General features: G+C 70.4%; 20 protein-coding genes and 1 pseudogene. 11 read left to right on the top strand and 10 right to left on the bottom strand.

Features of this window, described 5'->3' with window-relative positions; all coding sequences use genetic code 11:
* Window positions 1-121: 121 nt before the first annotated feature.
* From OG299_RS15635 to OG299_RS15605, 7 genes and pseudogenes are all read left to right on the top strand, one after another.
* Window positions 122-2149, top strand: a complete 2028-nt coding sequence (locus OG299_RS15635; protein ID WP_327361797.1) for a HelD family protein — start codon at window positions 122-124, stop codon at window positions 2147-2149.
* Between the two features lie 481 nt (window positions 2150-2630).
* Window positions 2631-3395 carry a helix-turn-helix transcriptional regulator gene (locus OG299_RS15630; RefSeq protein ID WP_327361796.1) on the top strand — a complete coding sequence of 255 codons (765 nt, stop codon included), beginning with the start codon at window positions 2631-2633 and terminating at the stop codon, window positions 3393-3395.
* A gap of 311 nt (window positions 3396-3706) precedes the next feature.
* Window positions 3707-5787 (top strand): annotated as a pseudogene (locus OG299_RS15625) (thioredoxin domain-containing protein).
* Window positions 5788-6022: 235 nt separating this feature from the next.
* Entirely contained in the window at window positions 6023-7348 is a 1326-nt protein-coding gene (locus OG299_RS15620) for a glycosyltransferase (protein WP_405701082.1), read from the top strand.
* Window positions 7345-9057 (top strand): ArnT family glycosyltransferase, encoded by a 1713-nt coding sequence (locus OG299_RS15615; RefSeq protein ID WP_442817512.1) that lies wholly within the window; start codon window positions 7345-7347, stop codon window positions 9055-9057. The genes OG299_RS15620 and OG299_RS15615 overlap by 4 nt, the downstream gene beginning before the upstream one ends.
* 6 nt (window positions 9058-9063) lie before the next feature.
* Window positions 9064-10275 carry a glycosyltransferase gene (locus OG299_RS15610; protein WP_442817511.1) on the top strand — a complete coding sequence of 404 codons (1212 nt, stop codon included), beginning with the start codon at window positions 9064-9066 and terminating at the stop codon, window positions 10273-10275.
* 38 nt (window positions 10276-10313) lie between these two features.
* Window positions 10314-12737 (top strand): galactose oxidase family protein, encoded by a 2424-nt coding sequence (locus OG299_RS15605; protein WP_327361795.1) that lies wholly within the window; start codon window positions 10314-10316, stop codon window positions 12735-12737.
* Window positions 12738-12804: 67 nt separating this feature from the next.
* On the opposite strand, the gene trhA is transcribed toward OG299_RS15605, so the two are convergent.
* Window positions 12805-13506, bottom strand: coding sequence for a PAQR family membrane homeostasis protein TrhA (trhA, locus tag OG299_RS15600; protein ID WP_405701072.1), 702 nt, complete (start codon window positions 13504-13506; stop codon window positions 12805-12807).
* A gap of 220 nt (window positions 13507-13726) precedes the next feature.
* Between trhA and OG299_RS15595 the strand changes: the two genes are divergently transcribed.
* The gene (locus OG299_RS15595) at window positions 13727-15562 is read left to right on the top strand and encodes a phosphoenolpyruvate carboxykinase (GTP) (RefSeq protein ID WP_266626070.1); all 1836 of its coding nucleotides are present in this window, start codon (window positions 13727-13729) and stop codon (window positions 15560-15562) included.
* Window positions 15563-15684: 122 nt separating this feature from the next.
* Here the strand turns inward: OG299_RS15595 and OG299_RS15590 are convergent, their stop codons facing one another.
* From OG299_RS15590 to OG299_RS15575, 4 genes are read right to left on the bottom strand one after another with little or no spacing between them, the layout of a single operon-like run.
* The gene (locus OG299_RS15590; RefSeq protein ID WP_327361794.1) at window positions 15685-16323 is read right to left on the bottom strand and encodes a hypothetical protein; all 639 of its coding nucleotides are present in this window, start codon (window positions 16321-16323) and stop codon (window positions 15685-15687) included.
* Entirely contained in the window at window positions 16310-17929 is a 1620-nt protein-coding gene (locus OG299_RS15585; RefSeq protein ID WP_327361792.1) for a substrate-binding and vWA domain-containing protein, read from the bottom strand. The genes OG299_RS15590 and OG299_RS15585 overlap by 14 nt, the downstream gene beginning before the upstream one ends.
* Window positions 17926-19113 (bottom strand): toxic anion resistance protein, encoded by a 1188-nt coding sequence (locus OG299_RS15580; RefSeq protein WP_327361791.1) that lies wholly within the window; start codon window positions 19111-19113, stop codon window positions 17926-17928. The genes OG299_RS15585 and OG299_RS15580 overlap by 4 nt, the downstream gene beginning before the upstream one ends.
* A 13-nt stretch (window positions 19114-19126) precedes the next feature.
* Entirely contained in the window at window positions 19127-20212 is a 1086-nt protein-coding gene (locus OG299_RS15575; protein WP_327361790.1) for a hypothetical protein, read from the bottom strand.
* A gap of 143 nt (window positions 20213-20355) precedes the next feature.
* Here OG299_RS15575 and OG299_RS15570 point away from each other — a divergent pair, with 143 nt between their 5' ends.
* The gene (locus OG299_RS15570; protein ID WP_327361789.1) at window positions 20356-20781 is read left to right on the top strand and encodes a hypothetical protein; all 426 of its coding nucleotides are present in this window, start codon (window positions 20356-20358) and stop codon (window positions 20779-20781) included.
* Between the two features lie 97 nt (window positions 20782-20878).
* Here the strand turns inward: OG299_RS15570 and OG299_RS15565 are convergent, their stop codons facing one another.
* Both OG299_RS15565 and OG299_RS15560 read right to left on the bottom strand, forming a co-directional pair.
* Window positions 20879-21292, bottom strand: coding sequence for an SCO4983 family protein (locus OG299_RS15565; protein WP_266626061.1), 414 nt, complete (start codon window positions 21290-21292; stop codon window positions 20879-20881).
* Between the two features lie 89 nt (window positions 21293-21381).
* Window positions 21382-22593, bottom strand: coding sequence for a pyridoxal phosphate-dependent aminotransferase (locus OG299_RS15560; RefSeq protein ID WP_266626059.1), 1212 nt, complete (start codon window positions 22591-22593; stop codon window positions 21382-21384).
* A 314-nt stretch (window positions 22594-22907) separates the two neighbouring features.
* On the opposite strand from OG299_RS15560, the gene OG299_RS15555 reads away from it, so the two are divergent.
* Entirely contained in the window at window positions 22908-23384 is a 477-nt protein-coding gene (locus OG299_RS15555; protein WP_327361788.1) for a macro domain-containing protein, read from the top strand.
* 67 nt (window positions 23385-23451) lie between these two features.
* On the opposite strand, the gene OG299_RS15550 is transcribed toward OG299_RS15555, so the two are convergent.
* Window positions 23452-23916 (bottom strand): nitroreductase/quinone reductase family protein, encoded by a 465-nt coding sequence (locus tag OG299_RS15550; RefSeq protein WP_266626055.1) that lies wholly within the window; start codon window positions 23914-23916, stop codon window positions 23452-23454.
* Between the two features lie 116 nt (window positions 23917-24032).
* Between OG299_RS15550 and OG299_RS15545 the strand changes: the two genes are divergently transcribed.
* The gene (locus OG299_RS15545; RefSeq protein ID WP_327361787.1) at window positions 24033-24611 is read left to right on the top strand and encodes a hypothetical protein; all 579 of its coding nucleotides are present in this window, start codon (window positions 24033-24035) and stop codon (window positions 24609-24611) included.
* Window positions 24612-24690: 79 nt separating this feature from the next.
* Here OG299_RS15545 and OG299_RS15540 read toward each other — a convergent pair whose 3' ends face one another.
* Both OG299_RS15540 and OG299_RS15535 read right to left on the bottom strand, forming a co-directional pair.
* Complete coding sequence (locus tag OG299_RS15540) at window positions 24691-24876, bottom strand: hypothetical protein (protein WP_030290913.1); 186 nt, start codon at window positions 24874-24876, stop codon at window positions 24691-24693.
* Window positions 24877-24963: 87 nt separating this feature from the next.
* Window positions 24964-25974 carry a YdcF family protein gene (locus tag OG299_RS15535; protein ID WP_266626049.1) on the bottom strand — a complete coding sequence of 337 codons (1011 nt, stop codon included), beginning with the start codon at window positions 25972-25974 and terminating at the stop codon, window positions 24964-24966.
* Window positions 25975-26015: the final 41 nt, after the last annotated feature.

Genomic DNA, 26015 nt, shown 5'->3' with positions numbered 1-26015 from the left:
ACATCGCCGGCCTCCGCTTTTAGGGCGCTTTGACTCATGGTCCGGCTCGAATCGAAGGAGACGCCTGTTGTCGAAAATGAATGATCCCGCTGTGCGTGCGGTCGAATCGGAGCGGGATTATGTGTCCTCCTTGTACGAGCTGCTCACCGAGCGTATTTCCGAGGCGCGAGTACAGCGCGCGAGTGTGCTGAAGGCCCCGGCGGAAAGCGCCGGTGAGGCATACGAGAGGGAAATCGCCGCCGAGCGTCTGGCCAAGGAAATCGGCCGACTGGAGGGCGCCGAAAAGGGGCTGGTCTTCGGGCGCATCGACTGGACGGACGGCACGGCCCTGCGCATCGGGCGGATCGGACTGCATACGGAGGAGGACGACCTGCCTCTGCTCGTGGACTGGCGCGCGAACGCGGCGCGGCCCTTCTACGAGGCGACGCCGGTCCACCCGATGGACCTGCGGCGGCGTCGGCACCTGCGTCTGCAGGAGCGCACGGTCATCTCGGTGAGCGACGAACTGCTTGACGGGACCGCCCCGACCGACGAGGACGTCGTGGGGGACGGCCCGTTGACCGAGGCCCTGTCGGCACGGCGTACGGGCAGGATGCACGCGGCCGTCGCAACGCTGCAGGCCGAGCAGGACGAGATCGTCCGCTCCGCCCACCGCGGGGTGACCGTCGTGCAGGGCGGGCCCGGCACCGGCAAGACGGTGGTCGCACTGCACCGGGCGGCCTACGTCCTGTACGCGTTCCCGCGCGCCGCGGAGGAGGGCGTCCTGGTGGTGGGCCCGAACGCCCGGTTCCTCGACTACATCTCCCAGGTCCTTCCCTCGCTCGGGGAGAACGACGTCGTTCTGGCGACCTGCCGGGAACTGGCCGGGGTGTCCCCGGACGCGGTGGGCCCGTTCGACACGGCGCGCCTCAAGGGCGGCACCGACCTCGCCGACGCCCTGGCCGGCCTGCTGCGCGTCCACCAGGCCCCCGCCGGTGACTTCACCGTGCGGGTCGGACAGGAACTGGTGCGCCTCCCCGGCGAGGAGGTCGCCACGGCACGCGACGCCGCCGTGGCAGCCGTACCGGGGCACAACCCCGCGCGCCAGGTGTTCAAGGAGCTCTTGGTCGACGCCGTCACCGACGCTATGCAACGAGACATGGGCGACCTACTGGAACAGATCGACGCCGATACCGAGAAGATGACGGGTCTCAACCTCGACCGGTTCACGGGAGCCGCCCAGCGCCGTGTCGAAGGCGCACCCGACCCGGGCCCGGCCCACGAGCTGGACCTGGACGCCATCCGGGCCGATCTCCTCGACGACGCCGGAGTCGACCAGGCGGTCGAGGCGTTGTGGCCGAGGCTGGTACCCGGTGACCTCGTGAAGGCGCTCCTGACGAACGCCGACGCTCTCGCCGAGCACCTGCCCCGCCTGACCGCGCAGGAGCGGTCCCTTCTGCTGCGCGGTCCGGACGACCCGTGGACCGATGCCGATGTGCCGCTGCTGGACGAGGCGGCGAGCCTGGTCTCCGGCCCCCCCGAGCGGACGTACGGGCACGTCGTCGTCGACGAGGCGCAGGAACTGACCGCCATGCAGTGGCGGATGATCGTCCGCCGCTGTCCGTCGAGGTCGATGACGCTGGTGGGCGACTTCGCCCAGGCAGGCCCGGTCGCGACGGCACGCGACTGGAAGGAAGCCCTGAGCCCCCACGTCGGACCGCGGTTCAAACTGCACGACCTGACCGTCAGCTACCGCACGACTCAGGAGATCCTGGAGAGCGTCCGGGACCTGCTCACGCGGATCGCTCCGGACCAGAAGCCCACGCGGTCACTGCGAAGCGGTGAGATCCCTCGCACCGTGACCACGCCTCCGGACGGGTCGGTCACCGCCGTCGTCCAGGAGCTCCGCACCCAGAGCGCCGCGCACCCGGGCGAGCTCCTGGGAGTGATCTGCGCGGACACCAGGGTGGGCGAGCTGACGGCCCAGGGCATCGCTCAGCACGCACGCATCGTGCCGGCGTCCGAAGCGCGCGGCCTGGAGTTCGACGGGGTCGTCGTCATGAACCCCGAGGAAATCATCACGAACCGCCCTGGTGGGGAAAGGGACTTGTACGTGGCCCTGACCCGGGCCACCAAGCGCCTCTGCACCATCGCCGTCCAGCCCGCCTGACGGCTCGGCGCCCGCGTCGTCGCCGCGGGCGCACCCGGCGGGTACGGATCGCCGCCTCCGCGCGGCGGCCGTCCCCGCGCCGTTGGCCACGCCGGCGAGTCTCACCTTCTCGGCCACCAGGGCGGGCCATGCGCACCGCTCGGCCAACCGGATCATCGCGACGAACCCGGCATGCGCGATCAGATCGGGGCCATCGAAGGCGGCAAACAGTTTCGCGGACCTGTGCTCGACTTTCACTTGAGAGATGCCTTGTCGATCGAGCGTGGTGAAAGCGTGGGAACTCCCACCATTGCAGGTCAGCAGGCACCTCTTCCTATTCCCCGCCCACCAACAGACCATCACGCGGCGGCTAGTCCAGAGTGGACACTCCCCGCAACTGCGTGCCATGCTCATCGATCATGAGTCGAACCTTCCAGATTTTGACGCGAGAAAACTGGGGGATCACTGACATGGCTAACGGGGGATCACGGATATGGCTAGCGTGAAGAGCAGGTTGACGCGGCAGCCGATTTCGGGCGGCGGAAATCACGAACACTACAGCAGTCAGATGGATTACCCGGTGCCTGACATATCTGACAGGCGAGCTTCCCTGCAGGCTGGGCGATCCCTGCTGCAGACTGAGATAGCGCTGATCATCGAAGATGACATTCGTCGATACAGTATCGAGGGAATGCTTCGTTCGCTCGAAATTCAATCGGCAGTGCAATCCATCACGGATATCGAAGATCTCTCGACATTCTGCAACGGCCAGCTGATCCTTTCAGCCGGCAATGCTTTGGGGTCTTTGCCTGACGAGATCGCCGAAAAGCTGCGCAACCAGAACATACGTGTACTGATCCTGGTGGATTCGGCAGACGTGGTCGAGCAATCCTGGGTAGATCACGCAAACGGTTTCCTGGACTGGGCGGATCTCCGCCCCGAGACCCTGCGCGAGGCGATCGTCGACGTGAAGGCCGGACGGCTTCATGTGTCGGAGACCCTGGCGCGACGATCCGTGACGGCGCCCGACCAGGACGGTGATGACACCACCTCGAAGCGCGCGTCAATGATTGCGCTGACGGCACGTGAACAGCAGGTACTGCGCCTGATTGCCGAGGGGCTGAGCAACCGGCAAGTCGCTCGATCGCTGAGTATCTCTGAACATGGAGTCAAGCGCACGGTCGGTATCATTTTGGCCAAGCTCAACTGCCCGAATCGGACTCTTGCGGTTGTTCGGGCCATAGAGTCGGGGTTCCTCGTCATGTGAGGAGAATGCGATGGACCGCGCCATGGGGCAGGCTGTCCTCCCTCGGTCGCGGCCTGCCACTGCTTGACGAGCAAGCCGCAAAGGGCCGGGGCATCCGCGAATGCCCCGGCCCTTGGCCCTCTGGGGTATGCCCGCGCCGCAGGTTGCGAAGCGCCGCCCCCTGCCTCGCAGGTCGAGATCGCTCGGGCCCGTCTCCTCCGCCGGGGCGGGGGGGTGCATCCTCTTGGTTACGTGCCGTGTGCACCACATCACTCCCGGGTCTGACCCTCGATTGCAGGGCCGGACGCTCCGGATCGTGCGACGATGCCGATATGAATCGACTGGCCAACTCCCAGTCGCCTTATCTGCTCCAGCACGCCTCCAATCCAGTGGACTGGTGGCCATGGGGAGAGGAGGCGATGACAGAAGCGAAGCGGCGGGACGTGCCCATCCTCTTGAGTGTGGGCTATGCGTCCTGCCACTTAGGCTTCCGGTAATCCACTGGTGCCACGTCATGGCGCACGAGTCGTTCGAGGACGAGCCGGCCGCCGCCTACATGAACGAGCACTTCGTCAACGTCAAGGTGGACCGCGAAGAGCGGCCCGACGTCGACGCCGTCTACATGGAGGCCGTGCAGGCCGCCACCGGGCAGGGCGGCTGGCCCATGACCGTGTTCCTCACCCCCGATGCCGAGCCCTTCTACTTCGGGACCTACTTCCCGCCCGAGCCCCGGCACGGGATGCCCTCCTTCACGCAGGTCCTCGAAGGCGTGCGGACCGCCTGGGTGGGGCGGCGCGAGGAGGTGGCCGACGTCGCGCAGCGGATCGTGCGGGACCTGACCGGGCGGCAGTTGGACTACGGCAAGGCCGGCGCCCCCGGCCCCGAGGAGCTGGTGCAGGCGCTTCTCGGGCTGACCCGCGACTACGACGCCGTCAGCGGCGGATTCGGTGGGGCCCCGAAGTTCCCGCCGTCCATGGTGCTGGAGTTCCTGCTGCGCCACCACGCGCGCACCGGGGCCGAGGGGGCCCTCCAGATGGCCGCCGACACCTGTGAGGCCATGGCCCGCGGCGGGATCTACGACCAGCTCGGGGGCGGGTTCGCGCGGTACTCCGTGGACCGGGAGTGGGTCGTGCCCCACTTCGAAAAGATGCTCTACGACAATGCGCTTTTGTGTCGGGTCTATGCGCACCTCTGGCGGGCCACCGGGTCCGACCTCGCGCGGCGCGTCGCGCTCGAGACCGCCGACTTCATGGTGCGCGAGCTGCGCACCGCCGAGGGCGGCTTCGCCTCCGCGCTCGACGCGGACAGCGAGGATCCGCTGACCGGCGAGCACGTGGAGGGCGCGTACTACGCCTGGACGCCCGCCCAGTTGGCCGAGGTGCTCGGCGAGGACGACGGGGCGCTGGCCGCCGCGTACTTCGGGGTGACGCACGAGGGCACCTTCGAGCACGGCGCGTCCGTGCTCCAGCTGCCGCAGGACGGTCCCGTCGTGGACGCCCGGGTGATCACCGGGATCAGGGAGCGGCTGCTCGCGGCGCGCGTCGGGCGGCCCGCGCCCGGGCGCGACGACAAGATCGTCGCCGCCTGGAACGGCCTGGCGATCGCGGCGCTCGCCGAATGCGGGGCGTACTTCGACCGGCCGGAGCTGGTCGAGCGGGCGACCGAGGCCGCGGACCTGCTGGTCCGGGTCCACTTCGACGCGGCGGCCGGCCGGGCGCGGCTGGCCCGGACCAGCAAGGACGGGCGCGTCGGGGCGAACGCCGGGGTGCTGGAGGACTACGGCGACGTCGCCGAGGGATTCCTCGCGCTGGCGTCCGTGACCGGCGAGGGGGTCTGGCTGGAGTTCGCCGGGTTCCTCGTCGATCTGATCCTGGACCGGTTCACGGCGCAGGACGGCTCCCTCTACGACACCGCGCACGACGCCGAGCAGCTCATCCGCCGGCCCCAGGACCCGACCGACACCGCGGCCCCTTCCGGCTGGACGGCCGCGGCCGGGGCGCTCCTGTCGTACGCGGCGCACACCGGCTCGCAGGCGCACCGCACGGCGGCCGAGCGGGCGCTCGGGGTGGTGCACGCACTGGGTCCGCGCGTTCCGCGCTTCATCGGGCACGGACTGGCGGTGGCGGAGGCGCTGCTCGACGGTCCGCGCGAGGTGGCCGTGGTGGGGCATCCGGAGGATCCGGCTCTGGCCGAGCTGCACCGGACGGCGTTGCTGGGGACGGCTCCCGGGGCTGTGGTGGCGGTCGGTCTGCCGCTTGCGGCCGACGGCAGCGGGGGCGAGTTCCCCCTGCTGGCCGAGCGCACACTCGTACGCGACCTTCCCACGGCGTATGTGTGTCGACATTTCGTCTGCGCGCGGCCTACGACAGACCCGGTCGAGCTTGCCGATCAGTTGGGTGCGGTTCATCCCTGAATCGGCCACAGTGCCGTCAATTCCGGTTACCTGTGGGCAAGTTCGGAAACGTATTTTTTATCTCTGCAGCGCCTGAGTTTCATTTTTGCTGCCTAGTCTCGTGTCTTCGGGAGTCGCTGGGGAGTCGCCGGAACAGCGCACTGGGGGTGCGCCCGAGGGGGAAGCAGGGGCAGGCGGGCCGGGGGGCCCGCCTTGATCCCCTGGGGGTTTGCCGATCGCCGCCTGGTGTCGCGGCATGTCTGTGGGGGACGTTTTGTACACCTCTGTCGTCATATCCGTGATTTCGTTTGCGCTTTTCTGGATGGCCGCTTTCACGCTGTGGTGGCAGATGCATGCGTGGCGCACGCCCGAGACGCTCGCCTCCACCCGGTTCGACCGCCCCGATGGCGAGGGCCTGCTGGCCTTCTCGCTGCTCCTGCCGGCCCGGCACGAGCAGGCGGTCCTGCGGCACACGATCGAGCGGCTGCTCGAATCGAGCCACACCGACTACGAGATCATCGTCATCGTCGGGCACGACGATCCGCAGACCGCCGCCGTCGCCGAGGCCGCCGCGGCCGGGGCGCCCGAGCGCGTACGGGTCGTCGTCGATCACCACGAGACCAAGAACAAGCCGAAGGCCCTCAACACGGCCCTCCCGCACTGCCGGGGCGACATCGTCGGGGTCTTCGACGCCGAGGACCAGGTCCACCCCGAGCTGCTCGCCCACGTCGACCACGCCTTCCGCTCCACCGCGGCCGACGTGGTCCAGGGCGGGGTGCAGCTCATCAACTTCCACTCGAGCTGGTACAGCCTGCGCAACTGCCTGGAGTACTTCTTCTGGTTCCGCTCCCGGCTGCACCTGCACGCGGAGAAGGGGTTCATCCCGCTCGGCGGCAACACCGTCTTCGTCCGCACCGAGGTGCTCCGCGAGGCCGGCGGCTGGGACCAGAACTGCCTGGCCGAGGACTGCGACCTGGGCGTACGGCTTTCCTCGGTCGGCAAGAAGGTGGTCGTCGCGTACGACTCCGACATGGTCACCCGCGAGGAGACGCCCGGCTCGCTGATGAGCCTGCTCAAGCAGCGCACCCGCTGGAACCAGGGCTTCCTCCAGGTCTACCGGAAGAAGGACTGGCAGCAGCTGCCCGGCCGCGGCCAGCGCTGGCTGGCCCGCTACACGTTGATGACGCCGTTCATGCAGGCCGCGTCCGGGGTGATCATCCCGGTCAACTTCGCCGTCGCGGTCTTCCTCGACGTACCGGTCGGCGTCGCGATCATCACCTTCCTGCCGATGATCACGGCGATGGTGACGTTCGTCTTCGAGATCGTCGGCCTGCACGACTTCGGCCGCCAGTACGGCCTGCGCGTCCGCTTCGTGCACTACCTCAAGCTCGTCGTCGGCGGCCCGTTCTACCAGGTGATGCTGGCGGGCGCCGCGATCCGTGCGGTCTGGCGCGAGCAGCGCGGCCAGGGCGAGTGGGAGCTGACCAGCCACACCGGCGCCCACCTCACTTCGATCAGCGCCACCGCCGGGGTCTCCACCGCCGGCGCGTCCACCGCGATCCGAGAGGACAGCCACCAGTGACCGCCACCCTGCCCACGGCCACTGATCCCCAGCCCGGTGCCGCCGCGACCGTCGCCGCCACGAACGTCGCCGAGCCCCGCGTCCCCGCCCAACGGGGTCCGAGCAGCCCCGGCAGCCGCGGCGGTCTCGGGGTCCGGCCGCCCGCCCCGGCCCACCCCCTCGTCCGCTTCCGCTCCTCCCGCCCCGACCTGCTGCTCTGCGGGGCCGTGCTGCTCGCGATCGTCCTCGTCCAGGGCTGGAACATCACGCACTTCCCGACCCTGAGCGACGACGAGGGCACGTACCTCGCCCAGGCGTGGGCCGTGCAGCAGGGAGAGGGCCTCGCGCACTACACGTACTGGTACGACCATCCGCCGCTGGGCTGGATCCAGATAGCCGGCCTGACGTACCTGCCCTCCCTCTTCGTGCCCGACTGGATGACCGTCGCGCCGATGCGCTTCTCGATGGTCGCGGTCTCCGCCGTCAGCTCCGTGCTGATCTACGTCCTCGCGCGTCGGCTGTGGCTGCCGCGCTGGGCGGCCGGACTGGCGATGGCCCTCTTCGGGCTCTCCCCGCTCTCCGTCGTGCTCCAGCGGGAGATCTTCCTCGACAACCTCGCCGTGATGTGGATGCTGCTGGCCTTCTGCCTGGCCGCGTCCCCCAGCCGCCACCTGTGGCACCACTTCGGGTCCGGACTCGCGGCCGCCACCGCCGTCCTGACCAAGGAGACGATGCTGGTGGTGCTGCCGGCGCTGCTGGTGACGATGTGGCGCCACAGCCACCGGGACACCCGCAAGTTCGCCGTCACCGGGGCCATCACGGCCTGCGCGCTCATCGGGCTCTCGTACCCCTTGTACGCGCTGCTCAACAGCGAACTGCTGCCCGGCGCCGGGCACGTCTCGCTGATCGACGGCATCACGTACCAGATGAGCCGCCCGGGCTCGGGCTTCATCCTCGCCCCCGGCTCCGGTTCGAACGGCGTGTTCCGGTCCTGGCTGTACTACGACACCGTCCTGCCGCTCGGCGGGCTGGCCGGCGCGCTCCTGCTGATCCTCACCCTCCGCTGGTCGGTCACCGCCCGTGCGCTCGCCGGCCCCGCGCTCGCCGCCGTCATCCTCGCGGCCGTCGCGCTGCGGCCCTCCGGCTACCTGCCGGCGATGTACGTGATCCAGGCGCTGCCGTTCCTCGCACTGGTCCTCGCCGGGGGCGCGGCGAGCATCACGCACGCCGTGCTGCGCCGCCGCCGTACGCCGGGGGAGCGCAGGTCCCTGACGTACGGGCGCCGCGTGCTGATCGGCGTACTCGCCGCGGCCGCCGCGGTGTACGTGCTGCCGCGCTGGTACGAAGGCAACAGGACCGCGCTCACGGCCGACGCGAACGCCCCGTACCGGCAGGCCGCGGCCTGGCTCGGCCGGGAGCTCCCCGACCCGGGGCGCACCCGGGTCCTGGTCGACGACGCGCTCTGGCTGGACGCCGTGCACCACGGGTTCGAGCCCGGGCTCGGCGCCATCTGGTTCTACAAGGCCGATCTCGACCCGGCCGTCACCAAGACGCTGCCGCGCGGCTGGCGGGACATCGACTACGTGGTCTCCTCGCCCACCGTCCGGCGGGACGCGGTGGACCTGCCCAACGTGAAGGCCGCGCTGGAGCATTCGACCGCGGTGGCCGTCTTCGGCTCGGGCGAGGACCGCATCGAGATCCGCAGGACCGACCGAGCCGACGGGAGCTGATCCGCCATGAGCGAGGACCTGTGGACCCCGCATGCCCTGAACGATTCGGAATTTTCCATTCCGATGCTTTCCGCTCCGGAGGGGGTGGTGGCGGGCAGCGTCACCCTCATCATCCCGACCTTCAACGAGGCGGGGAACATCGGCGAGTTGCTGAGCCGGCTCGCCGACTCGCTCCCCGCCCACCTGCCCTGCGAGGTCCTGTTCGTGGACGACTCCACGGACGACACCCCGGCGGTCATCGAGAAGGCCGCCCTCGACCTGCCCTTCCCGGTCTCCGTCCTGCACCGCGAGAGCGCGGCCGGGGGCCTCGGCGGCGCCGTCGTCGAGGGCCTGAAGCGGGCCGAGACGGACTGGATCGTCGTCATGGACGCCGACCTCCAGCACCCGCCGCACCTGGTGCCCGAGCTCGTCGGCGAGGGCGAACGCACCGGCGCCGACCTCGTGGTCGCCTCCCGCTACATCCCGGGCGGCAGCCGGGCCGGGCTCGCCGGCAGCTACCGCATCGCCGTCTCGCGCGGCGCCACCTGGCTCACCAAGGGGCTCTTCCCGCGCGCCCTGCGCGGGATCAGCGATCCCATGAGCGGCTTCTTCGCCATGCGCCGCGCGGTCGTCACCGCGGACGCCCTCAAACCCCTCGGCTACAAGATCCTGCTGGAACTGGCGGTGCGCTGCCGCCCCGCCGAGGTCGCCGAGGTGCCGTTCGTCTTCCAGGACCGCTACTCCGGCGAGTCCAAGTCGAGCGCCCGCGAGGGGATGCGGTTCCTGGCCCACCTGGCCGCGCTGCGCTCGGCGACCCCGCTGGCCCGGATGATCGGCTTCGGGCTGATCGGGCTCTCCGGCTTCGTCCCGAACCTGTTCGCGCTGTGGCTGCTCACGCACGCCGGGATGCATTACCTGCCGGCCGAGATCGCCGCCAACCAGGCCGGGGTGCTCTGGAACTTCGTCCTCATCGAGACCCTGCTCTTCCGCGACCGGCGCCGCCACCGCCACTGGGCGGACCGCGTCGGCCGCTTCGCCGTGCTGGCCAATGCCGACCTGCTGCTGCGCATCCCGCTGATCGCCCTGTTCGTCGCCAGGTTCGGCATGGAGGTGCTGTCCGCCACCGCCCTCGCCCTGGTCACCACCTTCGTCCTGCGGTTCGCCGCCACCGAAGCCCTCGTCTACCTCCCGCGCAAGACGCGCAGCCGTACGCGTACCGCACGCACCACCAGGAGTTGAGCCGCTCAGAGCCGCACGGAACGGAAGGGAACCTGTCCATGCCAGCGAACATCCGGCGGAAGGCCGGGCGGCGCGCCGCCCTGGCCGCCGTCGGGGCGATGACCGCGGGCCTGCTGCTCACCGCACCGCAGCAGGCCACGGCCGGACCGCCCAATCTGCTCACCAATTCCGGTTTCGAGACCGCCGGCGCACCCGGCGACGACATGCCCTCCTGCTGGGAGAAGTCCGGCTGGGGGGACAACGACTTCACCTACGCCACCGTCGCCGACGCGCACAGCGGCACCAAGGCCATGAAGGTCTCGCTGACCCGCCGCCTCAGCGGCGACCGCAAGGCGCTCGTCACCGAGAACACCACCTGCGCCCCGACGGTCGTCCCGGGCAAGCAGTACGACCTCTCGGCCTGGTACAAGTCGAACACCCCGGACGTGTCGGTGACGGTGTTCCGCCACGACACCACCGCGGGCTGGCAGTACTGGACCGACCTGCAGAATCCGCCGGTCAGTGCCGGATGGGCGCGCACGGAGGTCCGTACGCCCGCCGTTCCGCCCGGCACCGACAAGATCACCTGGGGGCTCTCGGTCTACGGGGTCGGCACGCTCACCACGGACGACTACGCACTGGAGGAGGTCGGCGCGGCCCCGCCGCAGCCGGGGTGCACGGGCACGGCCGAGCAGTGCGCCAAGGGCAAGTGGGAGGTGATCCCGGCCAAGAACCCGGTGCGTTCGATGCACGCCGTCGTGCTCAAGAACGGCAAGGTGCTGCTGATCGCGGGCTCGGGCAACGACATCTCCCAGTTCAACGCGGGCACGTTCACCTCGGCCGTGTACGACCCGGCGAACGGGTCCTTCAAGACGATCCCGACGCCGGTGGACATGTTCTGCTCGGGGCACGTGCAGCTGTCGGACGGCCGGGTGCTCGTGATGAGCGGCAACAAGGGGTACCCGTCCGCCGACGGCAAGGTCGGCTACCAGGGGCTGAAGGACTCGTACATCTTCGACCCGGCGACCGAGGCGTACACGAAGACCAACGACCTGAACGGCGGGCACTGGTACCCGTCGGCGACGGTCCTCGGCAACGGCGACGTGATCACCTTCGGCGGTCTGAAGGAGGACTCGACGGGCAACGTGACCGCGGAGAAGTTCTCGGCTGCGCAGGGCAAGTGGCTCCCGATGAACGAGGTCAACCAGACCTGGTCGTACTGGGGCCTGTACCCGTCGATGATCCTGATGCAGGACGGGCGGCTCTTCTACTCGGGCAGCCACACCTTCGGCAACGGCACGCAGGGCAGCGGCGCGTCGATCTACGACTACAACGCGAACACGATCACGGACGTGCCCGGGCTGCGCAAGAAGGACGAGCGCGACGAGTCGGCGAGCGTGCTGCTGCCGCCCGCGCAGGACCAGCGGGTCCTGACCGTCGGCGGCGGCAACAACGAGTCGAACCCGGCGGCGAACCGGCTCACCGAGCTGATCGACCTGAAGGCGGCGAGCCCCGCGTACACCGCAGGTCCCGACCTGCCGCAGGGCCTGGTCGACGTGGGCGGCGTCAAGCGGGCGCAGACCGGGGCCGAGGGCAAGATGTACGTGTCGGCGGTGCTGCTGCCGGACGGCAAGGTGCTGGAGACCGGCGGCGGGCTGCACGACCGGGCCGACCCGGTGTACGAGGCCTCGTTCTTCGACCCGGTGGCCAACACCTACAAGGCCGGGCTGCCGGCCGACCCCATCCCGCGGACGTACCACTCGGGCGCCTTCCTGCTGCCCGACGGACGGGTCATGACGGTCGGCGACAACCCGGGCAACGGCACGTACAACAACAACGTGTCGATCTACACCCCGCCGTACCTGTTCAAGGGCGCACGCCCCAAGCTCACCTCGGTGATCGACACGCAGTGGGTGTACGGGGACACGCAGCGGATCACCGTCGACCGGCCGATCGCCAAGGCGGAGCTGATCCGTCCGGCGGCGGTCACGCACTCCTCGGACCCGAACCAGCGGTTCGTGGACCTGCCGATGACGGTGGTCAACAACACCACCGTCGACCTCAACGTCACCAGCAATCCGAACCTGGCCCCGCCGGGCTGGTACATGCTCTTCGGGGTCGACGCGAACGGCATCCCGTCGGTGGCGACCTGGGTGCACCTGGGCGGCCCGTCGGCGCTCGCGGCCACGGCGCAGGCCCCGTCGCCGCACGTCCACGACTTCGCGGACGCGCCGCAGGCGGCCCCGAAGCAGAACCCGGGCCGGCGGGACTCGGTGCCCGTCGCCCCGAGCGTCGCCGGCTGCGACCGGCACTACGGCACGGTCGGCCAGTGCGTCCCGACCACCTTCCCGGCGGAGGTGAAGGCGACGACGAAGGCCCGCTGCGACTGGCTGGCCTCCCACCAGTACCCGAAGCGCATGAAGGTCAACGGCAGCGACCCGCTGCGCCTGGACCCGGACGGCGACGGCTACGCCTGCACGTAGCCGCCCCGGCAGAACGGAGCCCCGCCGCGCACCGCGACGGGGCTCCGTCAGTTCCGGAAGGGACGGCCTAGTGCTGGTAGGCCGCGAGCGAGATGCCGACGTAGTGGGCCACGAAGGCGGCCAGCGTCAGGGAGTGGAAGACCTCGTGGAAGCCGAAGAAGCGGGGGGAGGGGTTCGGGCGCTTCATGCCGTAGATCACGCCGCCCGCGCTGTAGAGGAGCCCGCCGGCGATCACCAGGACCAGGACGGCGATGCCGCCGGTGCGCATGAAGTCGGGGAGGAAGAAGACTGCCGCCCAGCCCATCGCTATGTAGCAGGGGGTGTAGAGCCAGCGCGGGGCGCCGACCCAGAAGACGCGGAAGGCGATGCCGGCCGCGGCCGCGATCCAGACCGCCCACAGGAGCGTCCGTCCGGTGGAGGGCGGGAGCAGGAGCACCGTCAGCGGGGTATAGGTCCCTGCGATGATCAGAAAAATGTTGGCGTGGTCGAGGCGCCGCAGGATGGCCTCGCCCCGGGGGCCCCAGGTGCCGCGGTGGTACACCGCGCTGACGCCGAACAGCAGGCAGGCCGTGAGGATGTACACCCCGCACGCCACCCGGGCCCGGGTCGACTCGGTGAAGGCCATCAGCGCCAGGCCCGCGACGACGACGGCAGGGAACATTCCGGTGTGCAGCCAGCCGCGCATCAGCGGTTTGGCTTCCGGTGCCTCGGAGGCGTCGGGTGCGACCGGTACGGCGTCGACCGGCACGGCGGCGGCGTCAGAACTCATGGCCGCCATGCTACCTACGGGTCCGTAGGTTTCCGTTAGTGCGCTTTACGGAAGATTGACGGGAGTGGCGATGCTCACGTGAGAGGCCCCCTGGACATATGCGCACATGCACCGGATGATCAGATGAGTGCGGTCGGCACCGGATGAGCGGAGCGCGAAGCGTCCGGGTCGCAGCCCCCACGGGGCAAACACCAAACACACCCCTCAACAAGGAGCAATCGTGGCGCGCGACAACGCGGCTCCCACCACCGGTCCGACCCTTCCCACCGAACATGCGGTGCTGATCTCCTGGGTGGACGAGATCGCAGCGATCACCCAGCCCGACCGGGTCGTCTGGTGTGACGGCTCCGAGGCCGAGTACGAGCGCCTGTGCGCGGAGCTCGTCGCCAAGGGCACGTTCAAGAAGCTCGACGAGGGCAAGCGCCCCAACTCGTACTACGCCGCCTCCGACCCGTCCGACGTCGCGCGCGTCGAGGACCGGACCTTCATCTGCTCCGAGAAGGAGGAGGACGCGGGCCCGACCAACCACTGGAAGGCCCCGGCCGAGATGAAGGCCATCTTCGCGGGGCAGGAAGGTATCTTCCGCGGCTCCATGAAGGGCCGGACGATGTACGTCGTCCCCTTCTGCATGGGCCCCCTCGGCTCCGAGCTCTCCGCGATCGGCGTCGAGATCACCGACTCCGCCTACGTCGCCGTCGCCATGCGCACCATGACCCGCATGGGCAAGGCCGTCCTCGACGAGCTCGGCACCGACGGGTTCTTCGTCAAGGCCGTCCACACCCTCGGCGCTCCGCTCGCCGAGGGCCAGGCCGACGTGCCGTGGCCCTGCAACACCACCAAGTACATCTCGCACTTCCCGGAGACCCGCGAGATCTGGTCGTACGGCTCGGGCTACGGCGGCAACGCCCTGCTCGGCAAGAAGTGCTACGCGCTGCGCATCGCCTCCGTCATGGCCCGCGACGAGGGCTGGCTCGCCGAGCACATGCTGATCCTCAAGCTCACCCCGCCGCAGGGTGAGGCGAAGTACGTCGCCGCCGCGTTCCCGAGCGCCTGCGGCAAGACGAACCTGGCCATGCTGGAGCCCACGATCCCCGGCTGGACGGTCGAGACCATCGGCGACGACATCGCCTGGATGCGCTTCGGCGAGGACGGTCGCCTGTACGCGATCAACCCCGAGGCCGGCTTCTTCGGCGTCGCGCCCGGCACCGGCGAGCACACCAACGCCAACGCCATGAAGACGATGTACGCGAACACCGTCTTCACCAACGTCGCGCTCACCCCGGACGGCTCCGACGTCTGGTGGGAGGGCATGACCGAAGAGGCGCCCGCGCACCTCATCGACTGGAAGGGCAACGCCTGGACCCCGGAGTCCGAGACCCCGGCGGCCCACCCCAACGCCCGCTTCGCCGTCCCGGCCTCGCAGTGCCCGACGATCGCCCCCGAGTGGGAGGACCCCAAGGGCGTCCCGGTCTCCGCGATCCTCTTCGGCGGCCGCCGCGCCTCCGCCGTGCCGCTGGTCACCGAGTCCTTCGACTGGAACCACGGCGTCTTCATCGGCTCGAACATCGCCTCCGAGAAGACCGCCGCCGCCGAGGGCAAGGTCGGCGAGCTGCGCCGCGACCCGTTCGCCATGCTGCCGTTCTGCGGCTACAACATGGGCGACTACATGGGCCACTGGGTCGACGTCGCCAAGGACAAGGACCAGTCCAAGCTCCCGAAGATCTACTACGTGAACTGGTTCCGCAAGAACGACGCGGGCAAGTTCGTGTGGCCGGGCTTCGGCGAGAACAGCCGCGTCCTGAAGTGGATCGTCGAGCGCCTCGACGGCAAGGCCGAGGGCGTCGAGACCCCCATCGGCATCCTGCCGACCGTGGCCTCCCTGGACACCGACGGCCTCGACATCCCGGCCGAGGACCTGGACTTCCTCCTCACCGTCGACAAGGAGGTGTGGCGGGACGAGGCCTCCCTGGTCCCCGAGCACCTGAACACCTACGGCGACCACACTCCCAAGGAGCTGTGGGACCAGTACCACGCGCTCGTCGAGCGCCTGGGCTGAGCCGGGCCGCGCCCTGAAGAAGGGCCAATGAACGTGGGAGCCCCCGACCAAGCGGCGCCCACCGCTGTGGGAGCCCCCGACCAAGCGGTTCCCACCGCAGCACCGGCCGAAAGTCATACCTGTCAGGAGCGTTGTCCGCGCTCCTCCAGGTAGGTCGTGTGCGTCTGTTGACGGCGGGCCTCTGCTTCGCGGAGGTCCGCCGTCGCGCGTTCCGCCTCCTCGTGCAGCAGCGACAGCTGCCGCTCCAGGTGGCGTTCCGGCGATTCCCCGCCCGGGGTGAGCCGGGTCCACCAGCGCGTCCGGTTGTACGTGTCCACGCACTCCGGCACGTCCAGCTCGATCGCCCGCGACAGCGCGTGCACCGACTCGGGATCGGTGGCCAGGACGTCGGCCACCCACCCCGGCTCCAGCAGCGCCCCATACAGCTCCATCAGCTCCGCGAGCCGCCCCTCGGCCGGAGCGGGCAGCTCCACCTCGGCGACGTACTCCCGCAGCCGGCCGAACTGCTCCCGTACACCGTTCAGCTGCTCGGTGGGCCCCTCGGGCTCCGGCGGCGCCGGCCGCCGCGGCGGGGCGATCAGCGCGCCCGCGCCGTACAGCCCGGCCACGACCACCGGCCAGTACGTGCCCGCGACCCCGGTGAGGGTCAGGCCCAGCCCGACGATCCCGCAGGCGCTGCCGGCCAGGTTCTTCTTCGACTCCAGGTAGTCGAGAAGACGCGTGCCGAGCCCTCCCCCGCCGGCGGATCTATTGGTAGCCACGGATCTCCTCGAAGGCTCCGTCCAGCGAACCGTTGCCGTCGGTGGCGTCGAAGAGCCGCCCGCCGGTCAGTTCGGTGATGTGGGTGAGCTCCTTGCGGTCCGAGTCCCCGAACAGCACCGCGAAGACCGGTGTGTGCTTCTGCGCGTCCGGCAGCCCGGCGTAGAAGGAGTCGAAGTCCTTCGCCTTGTCACCGCTCTGCCCGTCCGTCATCAGCACGATCGAGGTGAACGCATCCGCGTTGCCCTTCCCCAGGTGCTCGTACGCCGCCTTCAGACTGCCGTACACGGCCGTACCCCCCTCCGGCCGGAGCGATTTCACATCGCCCCGGATCGCATCCAGCGCGGGCCCGGGATTGCCCGGCTCGACGACGTGCGTCAGCACCTTCTTCACCTTGTCGCCGAACGGCAGGAGCGTCACCTCCTCGCGGTCCCGGAACCGCTGCCCGGGCCCCGAACCGCCCGTTCCCGTCAGCTCGGTGAGCGCCGACCGCAGCCGCCCGATGCGGTCGTCCTCCTCCATCGAGCCCGAGGTGTCCAGCACGTACACCGTCCGCGAGGGCCGGCGCAGCTCGTTCTCGTACGAGGCCAGCAGCCCGTCCGCGACCGACCGGGTGCCCGGGAACGGCAGCTCGCGCCGCTTGTCCGCGTTCAGCCCGGCCGCCGGCTGCACCCCGGCCGCGACCGGCCGGCGGAAGGTCTTCTCGGTGATCGCCTTCTGCGCCTCGGCGCCGCTCAGGTAGTCGGTCAGGGCCCGCCCCGACTCGCGGGCCCCGGCCGGGGCCGAGGTCAGCAGGGTCAGCGGGTAGTGGGCGGTGACCACCCCGTCGCGCGGCCGGATCACCGTCAGGTCCGTCTTCGCGTCGCGGTTCATGGACAGCAGCACGGACTCGTAGTTCACCACCGCGTCCACGTCCCCGCGCTTGGCGTACGCGGTGGCCAGCCAGCCGGAGGATCCCGAGGTCAGCTTCTGCCCGGCGAAGAACTCCTTCAGCTTGGGCTGGGCCGTCTTCACGTCCGCGTCGGTCAGCGCCGCCTGCGCGCCCGACAGCCCGGAGGCCACAGAGATCAGCGCGGAGAACCCGGAGTTGGAGCGCACCGGGTCGGTCATCCCGTACGACAGCTTCCCGGCGGAGACGGCCTCGTGCACCGCCGACCAGGTCACCTCCTCGGGCTTCCAGCCGAGCCGGGCCAGCGCGTCCGCCCGTACGCCCAGCGCGACCGGCGAGGACATCACCGGCGTCTCGCTGCTGAGCTTCCCGGCGGCCTCGGGGCGCAGCCGCAGGTAGTCGTTGGAGGACAGCCAGATCGCGTCGTACTTGCCGTCGGCCTTTCCGGAGGCGACCTGCTCGGCCGCGTCCAGGGTGCCGGACCAGGTGAGCTCGACGCTGACCCCGGTCGCGGCCTTCGCGGCCTTCAGCACCGGCTCCATGTCGGCCAGCTCGCTGGAGGCCAGCACCCGCAGCCTGCCCTCCTGGTACTTCGACCCGGCGGGCTTCGCGGGCCCGTCGGCGGTGCAGGCCGAAGCCCCCAGCAGGGTCGCGGCCAGCGCGACCGCCGCCGCGAGCCGTCTGCGCACCGAAGCGGCACGGACGCCACGGATGCTCACAGGGCCCCGCCTTCCAGTGCGCCGGAGGTACGCGTACGGGCCAGGTAGGCCGACGCGGTCTGCAGTTCCCCGGTCAGGGACTCGACGGTGGCGGCCATGTTCTCGGTGGCCTGCACCTTGAACGTGTCGATCGCGTCCAGCGTCCGGTAGATCTGCGCGAAGGCCGTACGCAGCGTCTCCGCGCCGACCGCCGGGTCGGCGGCGATCCGCTGGATCTCCCCGCTCTGCGTGGCCAGCATCTCCGCGTTGCCGCGGATCAGGTCCTCGGTGGTCGTACGCAACGTGTTGACCTGCTCGATCACCTTGCGCTGGTTGTCGAGGGCCGACGCCAGCATCACGGCGATCCGCAGCGCGGACACGGTGGTGGTGGCGGCCCGGTCGACGCCCTTGATCAGCTCGTCGTTGTTGCGCCGGACCACGTCCATCGCCAGATAGCCCTGCGCGCACACCGCCAGCTGGGTCAGCAGGTCCTGGTGCTTCTGCCGGACCGGGAAGAGGAGGTCGGCGCGCATCGCGTCGGCCGCCGGTGGGTCGCTGTGCTCGGCCTCGGTGATCCGCTGCCCGACGGCCGTGTCGAGGGCCTCGGTGAGGACGGCGTACTCCTGGAGCTTGCCCATGGTCTCCCACAGGCGCGCCCGCTCGGTGTGCAGGGCCGCGTTGTCGCGGCGCAGCTCGTCCTGACCGCCGCGCAGGGCGCCCACGATCTTGTTGAGGGTGGCCTGCGAGGAGGCGTACTTGGCCACGTGGTCGCGGAACTTGTTGCCGCCGGGCAGCTTCGCGAGGAACGCCTTGACGCCCTTGGCGGGCGTGTCCCGCGGGTCGAGGTCCTCCACGGTGCGGCGCAGCTCGACCAGGGAGCCCGCGACGCGGGCCTGGGCGTCGCCGCCCCCGTCGGAGCCGACGGACCGTACGGCCCGCTCGAGCATCCGGTTGGACTGCTGGGCGGCGCTGCGGATGTCGGCGGCGCCGAGCCCGGAGATCTCGCCGATGCGGCTCGCGAATTCGGGGGAGCGGGCATCGATCCCGGCGAGCGAGCCGACGTACTCCCCGGCCCGGCGGGCCATCTCCTCGCGCACCCCGTCCTGCACCGGTACGAGGCCCGAGGCCTGCTCCCGCTTGACGGGGGCGACGGGCTCGGGGGCGGTGAGGACGAGCGGGCTCTCCTCAGGCGGTGTCAGTGTCATGTACGTGGTCCCCCTAGCCCTTGGCGCGCGCGGCCAGCGCCATGAGGATCTTGACGGTCGGTGCGCTGACCTGGCGGATTCCGGTCAGCTCCGGGTTGATGTACGCGGCGTGCGAGGCGGTGGCCGCGGTGAACTCGGACACGCCGTTCTGCGGCCGGAACCCGTGCCGGACGGCCAGCTCGCGCAGCTTCGGGTCGTTGGCGAGGAGGGAGCCGAGCTCCTTGGCGTTCTCGCTGATCGGCACGAAGGTGTGCGGGGAGTTGACGGTGGTGTCCGGGTAGAGGACGACCATGCCGTCGGTGGCCCCCGGTCCGGGTTTCTGCTGGAGCAGCGAGGCGACCTGCGACTCGTACGCGAGGATGAGCGGCTCGCCGCTGCCGGAGATGAAGGCCCGGAAGGGGTCGTCGGTGCTCGGCTCCAGGGCGCCCTGGACGGAGATCAGCTTCTGCATCAGGGGCGCGGTGCGGTCGATCGCGGCCTGGTCGGAGACCACGCTGTTGCCGTTGGCGACGTTGGAAGTGGCGGCCAGGAAGAGCGCGCCGGAGTTGGACGTGGCGGGATCGGTGGTCTTGATGAACACGGTGCCGGTCAGCTCGGCGAAGGCGGCGGAGCCGGACAGCTGCTGCCACGTGCGGTCCTCGCCGGCGGCCTTGAGGTAGGGGCCCATGAGGAGGGTCCCGGAGTTCTTGCCGGTCATCTTGGCGAGGTTGTTGTCGGCGAGCACCTTGGCGGCGTTGGAGCGGGCGATGACCACGAGCGGGGAGAAGAAGGGCTTGGTGGTCTGGGCGCCCTTGACGCCGGCCGCGGCCTCGATCTCCGTGGCGGGTTCACTGCTGCTGGGGAAGGCGAAGTCGAACTCCTTGAGGGCGAGTTGGTCCATCGCCCAGGAGCCGGACGTTTCGGTCTTCACGGTGTAGCCCTTGTCGGCCAGGGTTTTGACGACGTCGGGATCGCGGAAGTATTCGGACTTCTCGGATCCGATGACGCCTTTCACGGTCTTCGTTGCCGTGGTGGGGGTCTTGTCTCCTCCGGCGAGCGCGACGGCGACCACGCCGCCGAGGAGGAGGACCGCCAGGGCGATTCCTAGGATGCGTCTCACGGGTGCAGCGTGCTCGCGGAAACCCACATTCCGCGTGAAGTTGAATGAACGTCAGGTGTCCAGGCGGTCCCACTTCGAAATGCTGTGTGGATCGGCCGGTGCTGGCAGGCGGGGCGGCAGGCCGGGAGGATCGTCCCATGGGCGTGAGCGCGTTGAAGTGGCAGGGCTGGGCGGTCGGCCTGACGGTCGTGGCCGGCCTGCTGGTGTTCGCCCCGCTGGGCCTGTACGTCTGGGCCAGCGGCGAGCCGGGCGCGGCGCCGCCGCGACCTGCGGTGGAGGACGTACGGGTCACCGGCTGCCGGATCGATCCGGGCAGCCGCCGCGTGGTGGCGACGGTGGAGGTGGCGGGCCGCCCCGAGGGGACCGGTGCGTACGTGGTCACGGTCGAGTTCCGCGAAAAGGCGGATCCGGACCCGGACGCGGCCACCCGCCCGGCCCAGTCCCTGGTGAAACTCCCGGGCGTAGCCCCGTCCGCCACGGAACACGCCGAGGCCCTGGGCCCTCTGTGGCCCCCGGCCACAACCCCCTGGTGCGGGGTCGCTGCCGCCGATTTCACCCCGAACCGCTAGCGGAACCGGCCCGACGGGCCGAGCCGGGGCGTGCGCCCGGCCAGGCCGGGGCGGTGGCGCCCGGTCCGGAGCCTCCGCGGCCCCGGACCGGGGCCGATCAGAGGCTGCCGGCCAGGTTCTGCGAGGCCAGGGCGGCGGCGTGCGCGTCCATGCGCTCGGCGGCGAGGATCGCGACGGTGGTGTCGGCGCGGGACGCGGCGACGACCAGCGCGCGGCCGGCGAGGTCATGGGCCCGCTGGTGCAGGGCGGTGAGTTCCACGGCCCCGGCGATGTCGGCGCGCGGCGCACGCGCGGGCTCGGCGCCGCGCAGCCGGGCCACCTGGGCGGCGATACGGGCGGCGGCGCCGTCGAGCCCGAGCTCGTCGGTGACGGTCAGCAGGGCGGCCAGGTGGCCGGCGAGCTGGGTGTCCAGCGCTTCGGCGCGGCTGCTGTGCGGATAGCCGGCGTGGTCGTCGGAGTGGCGGCCGCCCAGACGGTGGACGACCGGCTTCGTGCGGATCGGCTCGTACATGTGGGGGCCTCCTGCGTGGTCAGGAGGCCATCCTACATTGGATCCGTTCTAAAGTTGTGCTCGATCCGGCATCGAGTGCGCCATGCCTGCTACGGCTGGCCGTATCCGTCGAGGAACTTGCCGATCCGGGTCACCGCGTCCGCCAGGTCCTTGGGGTTCGGCAGCGTCACGATCCGGAAGTGGTCGGGCTCGGGCCAGTTGAAGCCCGTGCCGTGCACCACCATGATCTTCTCGGCCCGCAGCAGGTCGAGGACCAGCTGGCGGTCGTCCTTGATCTTGTAGACGGCCGGGTCGAGCTTCGGGAAGAGGTACAGCGCGCCCTTGGGCTTCACGCAGGTGATGCCGGGGATCTGCGTCAGCAGCTCGTACGCCGTGTCGCGCTGCTCCAGCAGCCGCCCGCCCGGGAGGACGAGGTCCGTGATCGACTGCCGGCCGCCGAGGGCGGTCGCGACGGCGTGCTGCGAGGGCATGTTCGCGCACAGTCGCATGTTGGCCAGGATCGTCAGGCCCTCGATGTACGACGCGGCGTGCTTCTTGGGGCCGCAGACCGCCATCCAGCCGGACCGGTAGCCGGCGACGCGGTAGTTCTTGGAGAGCCCGTTGAAGGTGAGCGTCAGCAGGTCCGGGGCGATCGCGGCGGTGTTCGTGTGCGTGGCGCCGTCGTAGAGGATCCGGTCGTAGATCTCGTCGGAGCAGACGATCAGGTTGTGGCGGCGCGCGATGTCCGTGAGGCCGCGCAGCATCTCGTCGTCGTAGACGGCGCCGGTCGGGTTGTTCGGGTTGATGATCACCATCGCGCGGGTGCGGTCGGTGATCTTGCGCTCGATGTCGGCGAGGTCCGGCATCCAGTCGGACTGCTCGTCGCAGCGGTAGTGCACGGCGGTGCCGCCGGCCAGCGACACGGAGGCGGTCCACAGCGGGTAGTCCGGCGCGGGGACGAGCACCTCGTCGCCGTCGTCGAGCAGCGCCTGCATCGACATCTGGATCAGCTCGGAGACGCCGTTGCCGAGGTAGATGTCCTCGACGTCCAGCTCGATGCCCTTGGTCTGGTAGTGCTGCATGACCGCGCGGCGCGCGGAGAGCAGCCCCTTCGCGTCCCCGTACCCGTGGGCGTTGCCCAGGTTGCGGAGCATGTCCTCAAGGATCTCCGGCGGGCACTCGAAGCCGAAGGCCGCGGGGTTGCCGGTGTTGAGCTTGAGGATGCGATGACCTGCTGCTTCGAGCCGCATCGCCTCTTCGAGGACGGGGCCGCGGATCTCGTAGCAGACATTGGCGAGTTTCGTTGACTGGATCACCTGCATGACGGGAGCTTACGGGCCGTACGGGCGGTCCGCCGAGGTATTCGGGACAGGAGCGGGGGAGTGATATGTCCCGTTTCGCATGATGGAACGGTGGCGGCCCGGTCCACCCTTGGAAACGGCGGCACCGCGGCGCTCCGGCCTGCGGAATCGGTGGGGGCCGGCGACGGGCGAGCCGCGGTGTTGCGCTCGTCACGCTCGTCGCTTCGAGGCGCGCGCGGACGCGGCTCGGGCAGGCGGTCCGCGCTCCGCGCGAGCAGGCCGCCGCACTGTCAGTGGTCGCCCGTACCGTCGTGGGTGGGGAAAGGGGGCGGAACATGGAGCATCTGCGCATCATCGCGGGGGACGCGACCAGCCCGCAGGCCAAGGGGCCGAAGATCATCGCGCACGTCTGCAACGACATCGGCGGCTGGGGCAAGGGCTTCGTGGTGGCGCTCTCGAAGCGCTGGCCCGAGCCCGAGAAGGCGTACCGGGCCTGGCACCGGGGCCGCAGCGGGAACGACTTCGGGCTGGGCGCGGTCCAGCTGGTCCAGGTGGCGCCGGACGTCTGGGTGGCCAACATGGTCGGCCAGCGCGGCATACGCACGGGCAGCGGCGGCCCGCCGATCCGCTACGGCGCGGTGGAACGCTGCCTGGCGGCGCTCGCCGGGCACGCGCTCGAACGGGGCGCCTCGGTCCACATGCCCCGCATAGGCTGCGGCCTGGCCGGCGGCAAGTGGCCCCGCATCGAACCGCTGATCACCCAGGCCCTGTCCGCCCGGGACGTGCCCGTGACGGTCTACGACCACGGGTGAGTGCCGGGCCGGCCGGCTGCCGGGCTCCGGGCCGGTCCGATGCGGGGCGTGATCCGGACGGTCGGCGTCAGGCGGAGCGGCCGGGGGCCGGCTCGAGGATGACCAGAGGGATCTCGCGGGGCGCCGCCGCCGTCCGGTAGTCGTCGAAGAGGGGCCACAGGGCCGTCATGGCGGGCCAGTAGACGTCCCGCTCGATCGGGCAGGCCGTACGGGCCGTGGCCTGGAAGACGGCCGGGCCGACCTGGAGGCGGACCCCCGGGTGGGCGGCCAGGTTCCGGTACCAGGCCGGGTGCTGAGGGGCGCCCCAGTCGGCGGCGAGCACGATGTGCCGACCCTCGTCCGTCGAGTAGATCAGCGGGGTCCGGGCGGTGCGGCCCATGGCGCGGTCGAAGGTGGTGAGCAGCAGCGTGGGGACCCCGTGCCAGAGGTGGCCGTCGAGTCCGCCGGTCGCCACGTAATCCTGTACGTGGTCCCGCTCGCGGCCGGGCTTCGGGTCGGTGGGGTGGTCCCAGTCGATGGTGAGCGTCTGCATGGCGGTGCCTCCGAGTCAGGGCCCCCGCGCGGCTTAACGATCCTTCACCGATTCTGGATGCGGTCGGCCCGGAGCGCGCTTTGTATCTCATGATCACCGTCGGTGAAACTGTGGCCATGACAAGGGAAAAGACGGGCCGCATCATCGGCGCGACATTCGGGCTCGCCTTCATGCAGGTGAACGCGGCCACCCTGCCGACAGCCGCCGCCATCCCCGTGCGGGTCCTCGCGCTGATCGCCTTCCTGGCCGTGTTCCGCGGGGTGCGCCGCCTCCCCGCGCCCCCGCCCGCCGAGACCGCGCCCGCCGAGACCGCGCCCGCCGAGACGCGCCGGCACTTCGGACGGCGCTACGGGTACGTGGTGGGCGCCGAGGTGCTCGCCGCCGTGGCCGGGATCCTCGTGATCAACCACCTGCTGCACGCCCCGCACGCCATGGTCGCCTGGATCGCGTTCGTGGTCGGGGTGCACTTCTTCGGGCTCGCGGCCGTCTGGCGGACGCCGTCGCTGAACCTGCTGGCCGCCGCGATGTCCGCGTGCGGCGCCGTGGGCCTGGTGATGGCCGCCCTCGGTTCCTCCCGGGCCGCCATCGCCTCGGTCGCGGGGATCCTCCCGGGCGCGCTGCTGCTCGGCTCGGTCTGGTGGAGCCTGCGCGCATCCGCCGCTCCCGCCCCCACCGCCACGGGCAGCGCTTCGTAGCGCCGCGCATGTGGCCCCGGCCGGGGGCGGACCCCCGGCCGGGGCCACCAGCAGCTTTCGTGCCGCGCCACCGCCCGGGCTACGGGAGGTAGCGCTCGATGACCGCCGGGCCCTCCTTCTCGATCAGCTGGCGCGCCTTCTCGAGCCGCTCCGGAGTCGGCTCCATGCCTTGCACCATCACGAGGTCCTCGGGGTCGTACGGCCGTTCCCCGCCGCTGAAGAGCTTGGCCGGCCGCTTGGGCTGCTGGTCCGATTCACTGTCCATCGGTTACCTCCTCGGAATGTCCCCCGATCCCCTCATCCTCCGGCGACATCGCCATGAACGCACCCGCAGGGATCCGGGCCCCGCCCGTCACGCCGAGGCGACCGCCGCACAGGCCGTCAGGGCGACTATCGAGGCGCAGATGCTCAGGTTGACCGCCCGGTGCTCCCAGAACACCGCGGCGAACTCGCGGAGGGTGGCGCTCGGCCAGAAGTACGTGGCCGTCGGGGAACCCAGCACCTGCCCGTTGACCCCGGCCCTGCGGGCCGTCATCGCGGCCCGGAAGGCGTGGAAGTTGTTGGTGACGACCACGCAGCGGTAGCCGGGGTCCGCATCGAGCATGATCGTGCGGCTGAAGGCGAGGTTCTCCCTCGTCGTACGGGAGCGGTCCTCGAGCCGTATCTGTTCCTCCGGGACGCCCTGCGCGATCAGCCAGTCCGCCATCGCCCGCGCCTCCGACAGCCTCTCGTCCGTCCCCTGCCCGCCCGAGACCAGCAGCAGCGGCACCCGGCCGCCCCGGGCCACCTGGGCGGCGTGGATCTGCCGGCCCTTCTCCAGCCGGGACGCCAGCAGCGGCGGCACCCGCTCGCCGCAGATGAGACCGGAGCCCAGCATCACCACGTAGTCGACGTCTCCGCGCACCGTGATCCGCCCGTAGAGGAAGGCGTACGCGAGGAAGCAGAGGAAGAGGAAGGAGACGTAGCCGACGAGCATGATCAGGCCCGCCACCATCGTGTCCACGACGCGCGAGCCCCGGCCGGCCACCCCGAGGACCAGCGCGATCAGCGCGAAGATCCCGACGCCCGCCGCCATGGACAGCATGTTGGTCGGGCTGCGGCCCTCCTTGCGGATCATCGTCAGGCCGTTGCGGATCAGGTAGCCGCCGAGCACGAGCGTGCCGACCGTGGGCACGAGCAGCACCAGCAGGACCGCGATCGCATCCAGCGGTGACGGCAGTTCGGGTATCTGGAACAGCAGGCCTGTCGACCCGAACATCAGGGTGAGGCCAAGCAGGACCGCGTTCCGAAAGCGCCGGCGGTCCTCCCGCACGCTCACGCAGAAGAGGACGAAGAACAGCGCGGCGGGGACGAAGGCGAGCATGCCGCCCATCGTAGGCGGACGGCCTGAACCCCCCACGGCCT

Origin of the sequence: Streptomyces sp. NBC_01296 (assembly GCF_035984415.1) — a bacterium.
Taxonomy (GTDB): Bacteria; Actinomycetota; Actinomycetes; order Streptomycetales; family Streptomycetaceae; genus Streptomyces.
Note: the sequence above shows the minus strand (reverse complement) of the source record. Positions and strands in the feature narration are given on the sequence as shown.

Excerpts from the sequence above, each read along its gene's own strand:
- OG299_RS15560 (WP_266626059.1), bottom strand. The coding sequence starts at position 22,593 with ATGCAGGTGATCCAGTCAACGAAACTCGCCAATGTCTGCTACGAGATC.
- OG299_RS15580 (WP_327361791.1), bottom strand. The coding sequence starts at position 19,113 with ATGACACTGACACCGCCTGAGGAGAGCCCGCTCGTCCTCACCGCCCCC.
- trhA (WP_405701072.1), bottom strand. The coding sequence starts at position 13,506 with ATGAGTTCTGACGCCGCCGCCGTGCCGGTCGACGCCGTACCGGTCGCA.
- OG299_RS15540 (WP_030290913.1), bottom strand. The coding sequence starts at position 24,876 with ATGGACAGTGAATCGGACCAGCAGCCCAAGCGGCCGGCCAAGCTCTTC.
- OG299_RS15565 (WP_266626061.1), bottom strand. The coding sequence starts at position 21,292 with ATGTACGAGCCGATCCGCACGAAGCCGGTCGTCCACCGTCTGGGCGGC.
- OG299_RS15535 (WP_266626049.1), bottom strand. The coding sequence starts at position 25,974 with ATGCTCGCCTTCGTCCCCGCCGCGCTGTTCTTCGTCCTCTTCTGCGTG.
- OG299_RS15555 (WP_327361788.1), top strand. The coding sequence starts at position 22,908 with ATGGAGCATCTGCGCATCATCGCGGGGGACGCGACCAGCCCGCAGGCC.
- OG299_RS15605 (WP_327361795.1), top strand. The coding sequence starts at position 10,314 with ATGCCAGCGAACATCCGGCGGAAGGCCGGGCGGCGCGCCGCCCTGGCC.
- OG299_RS15620 (WP_405701082.1), top strand. The coding sequence starts at position 6,023 with ATGTCTGTGGGGGACGTTTTGTACACCTCTGTCGTCATATCCGTGATT.
- OG299_RS15550 (WP_266626055.1), bottom strand. The coding sequence starts at position 23,916 with ATGCAGACGCTCACCATCGACTGGGACCACCCCACCGACCCGAAGCCC.
- OG299_RS15545 (WP_327361787.1), top strand. The coding sequence starts at position 24,033 with ATGACAAGGGAAAAGACGGGCCGCATCATCGGCGCGACATTCGGGCTC.
- OG299_RS15610 (WP_442817511.1), top strand. The coding sequence starts at position 9,064 with ATGAGCGAGGACCTGTGGACCCCGCATGCCCTGAACGATTCGGAATTT.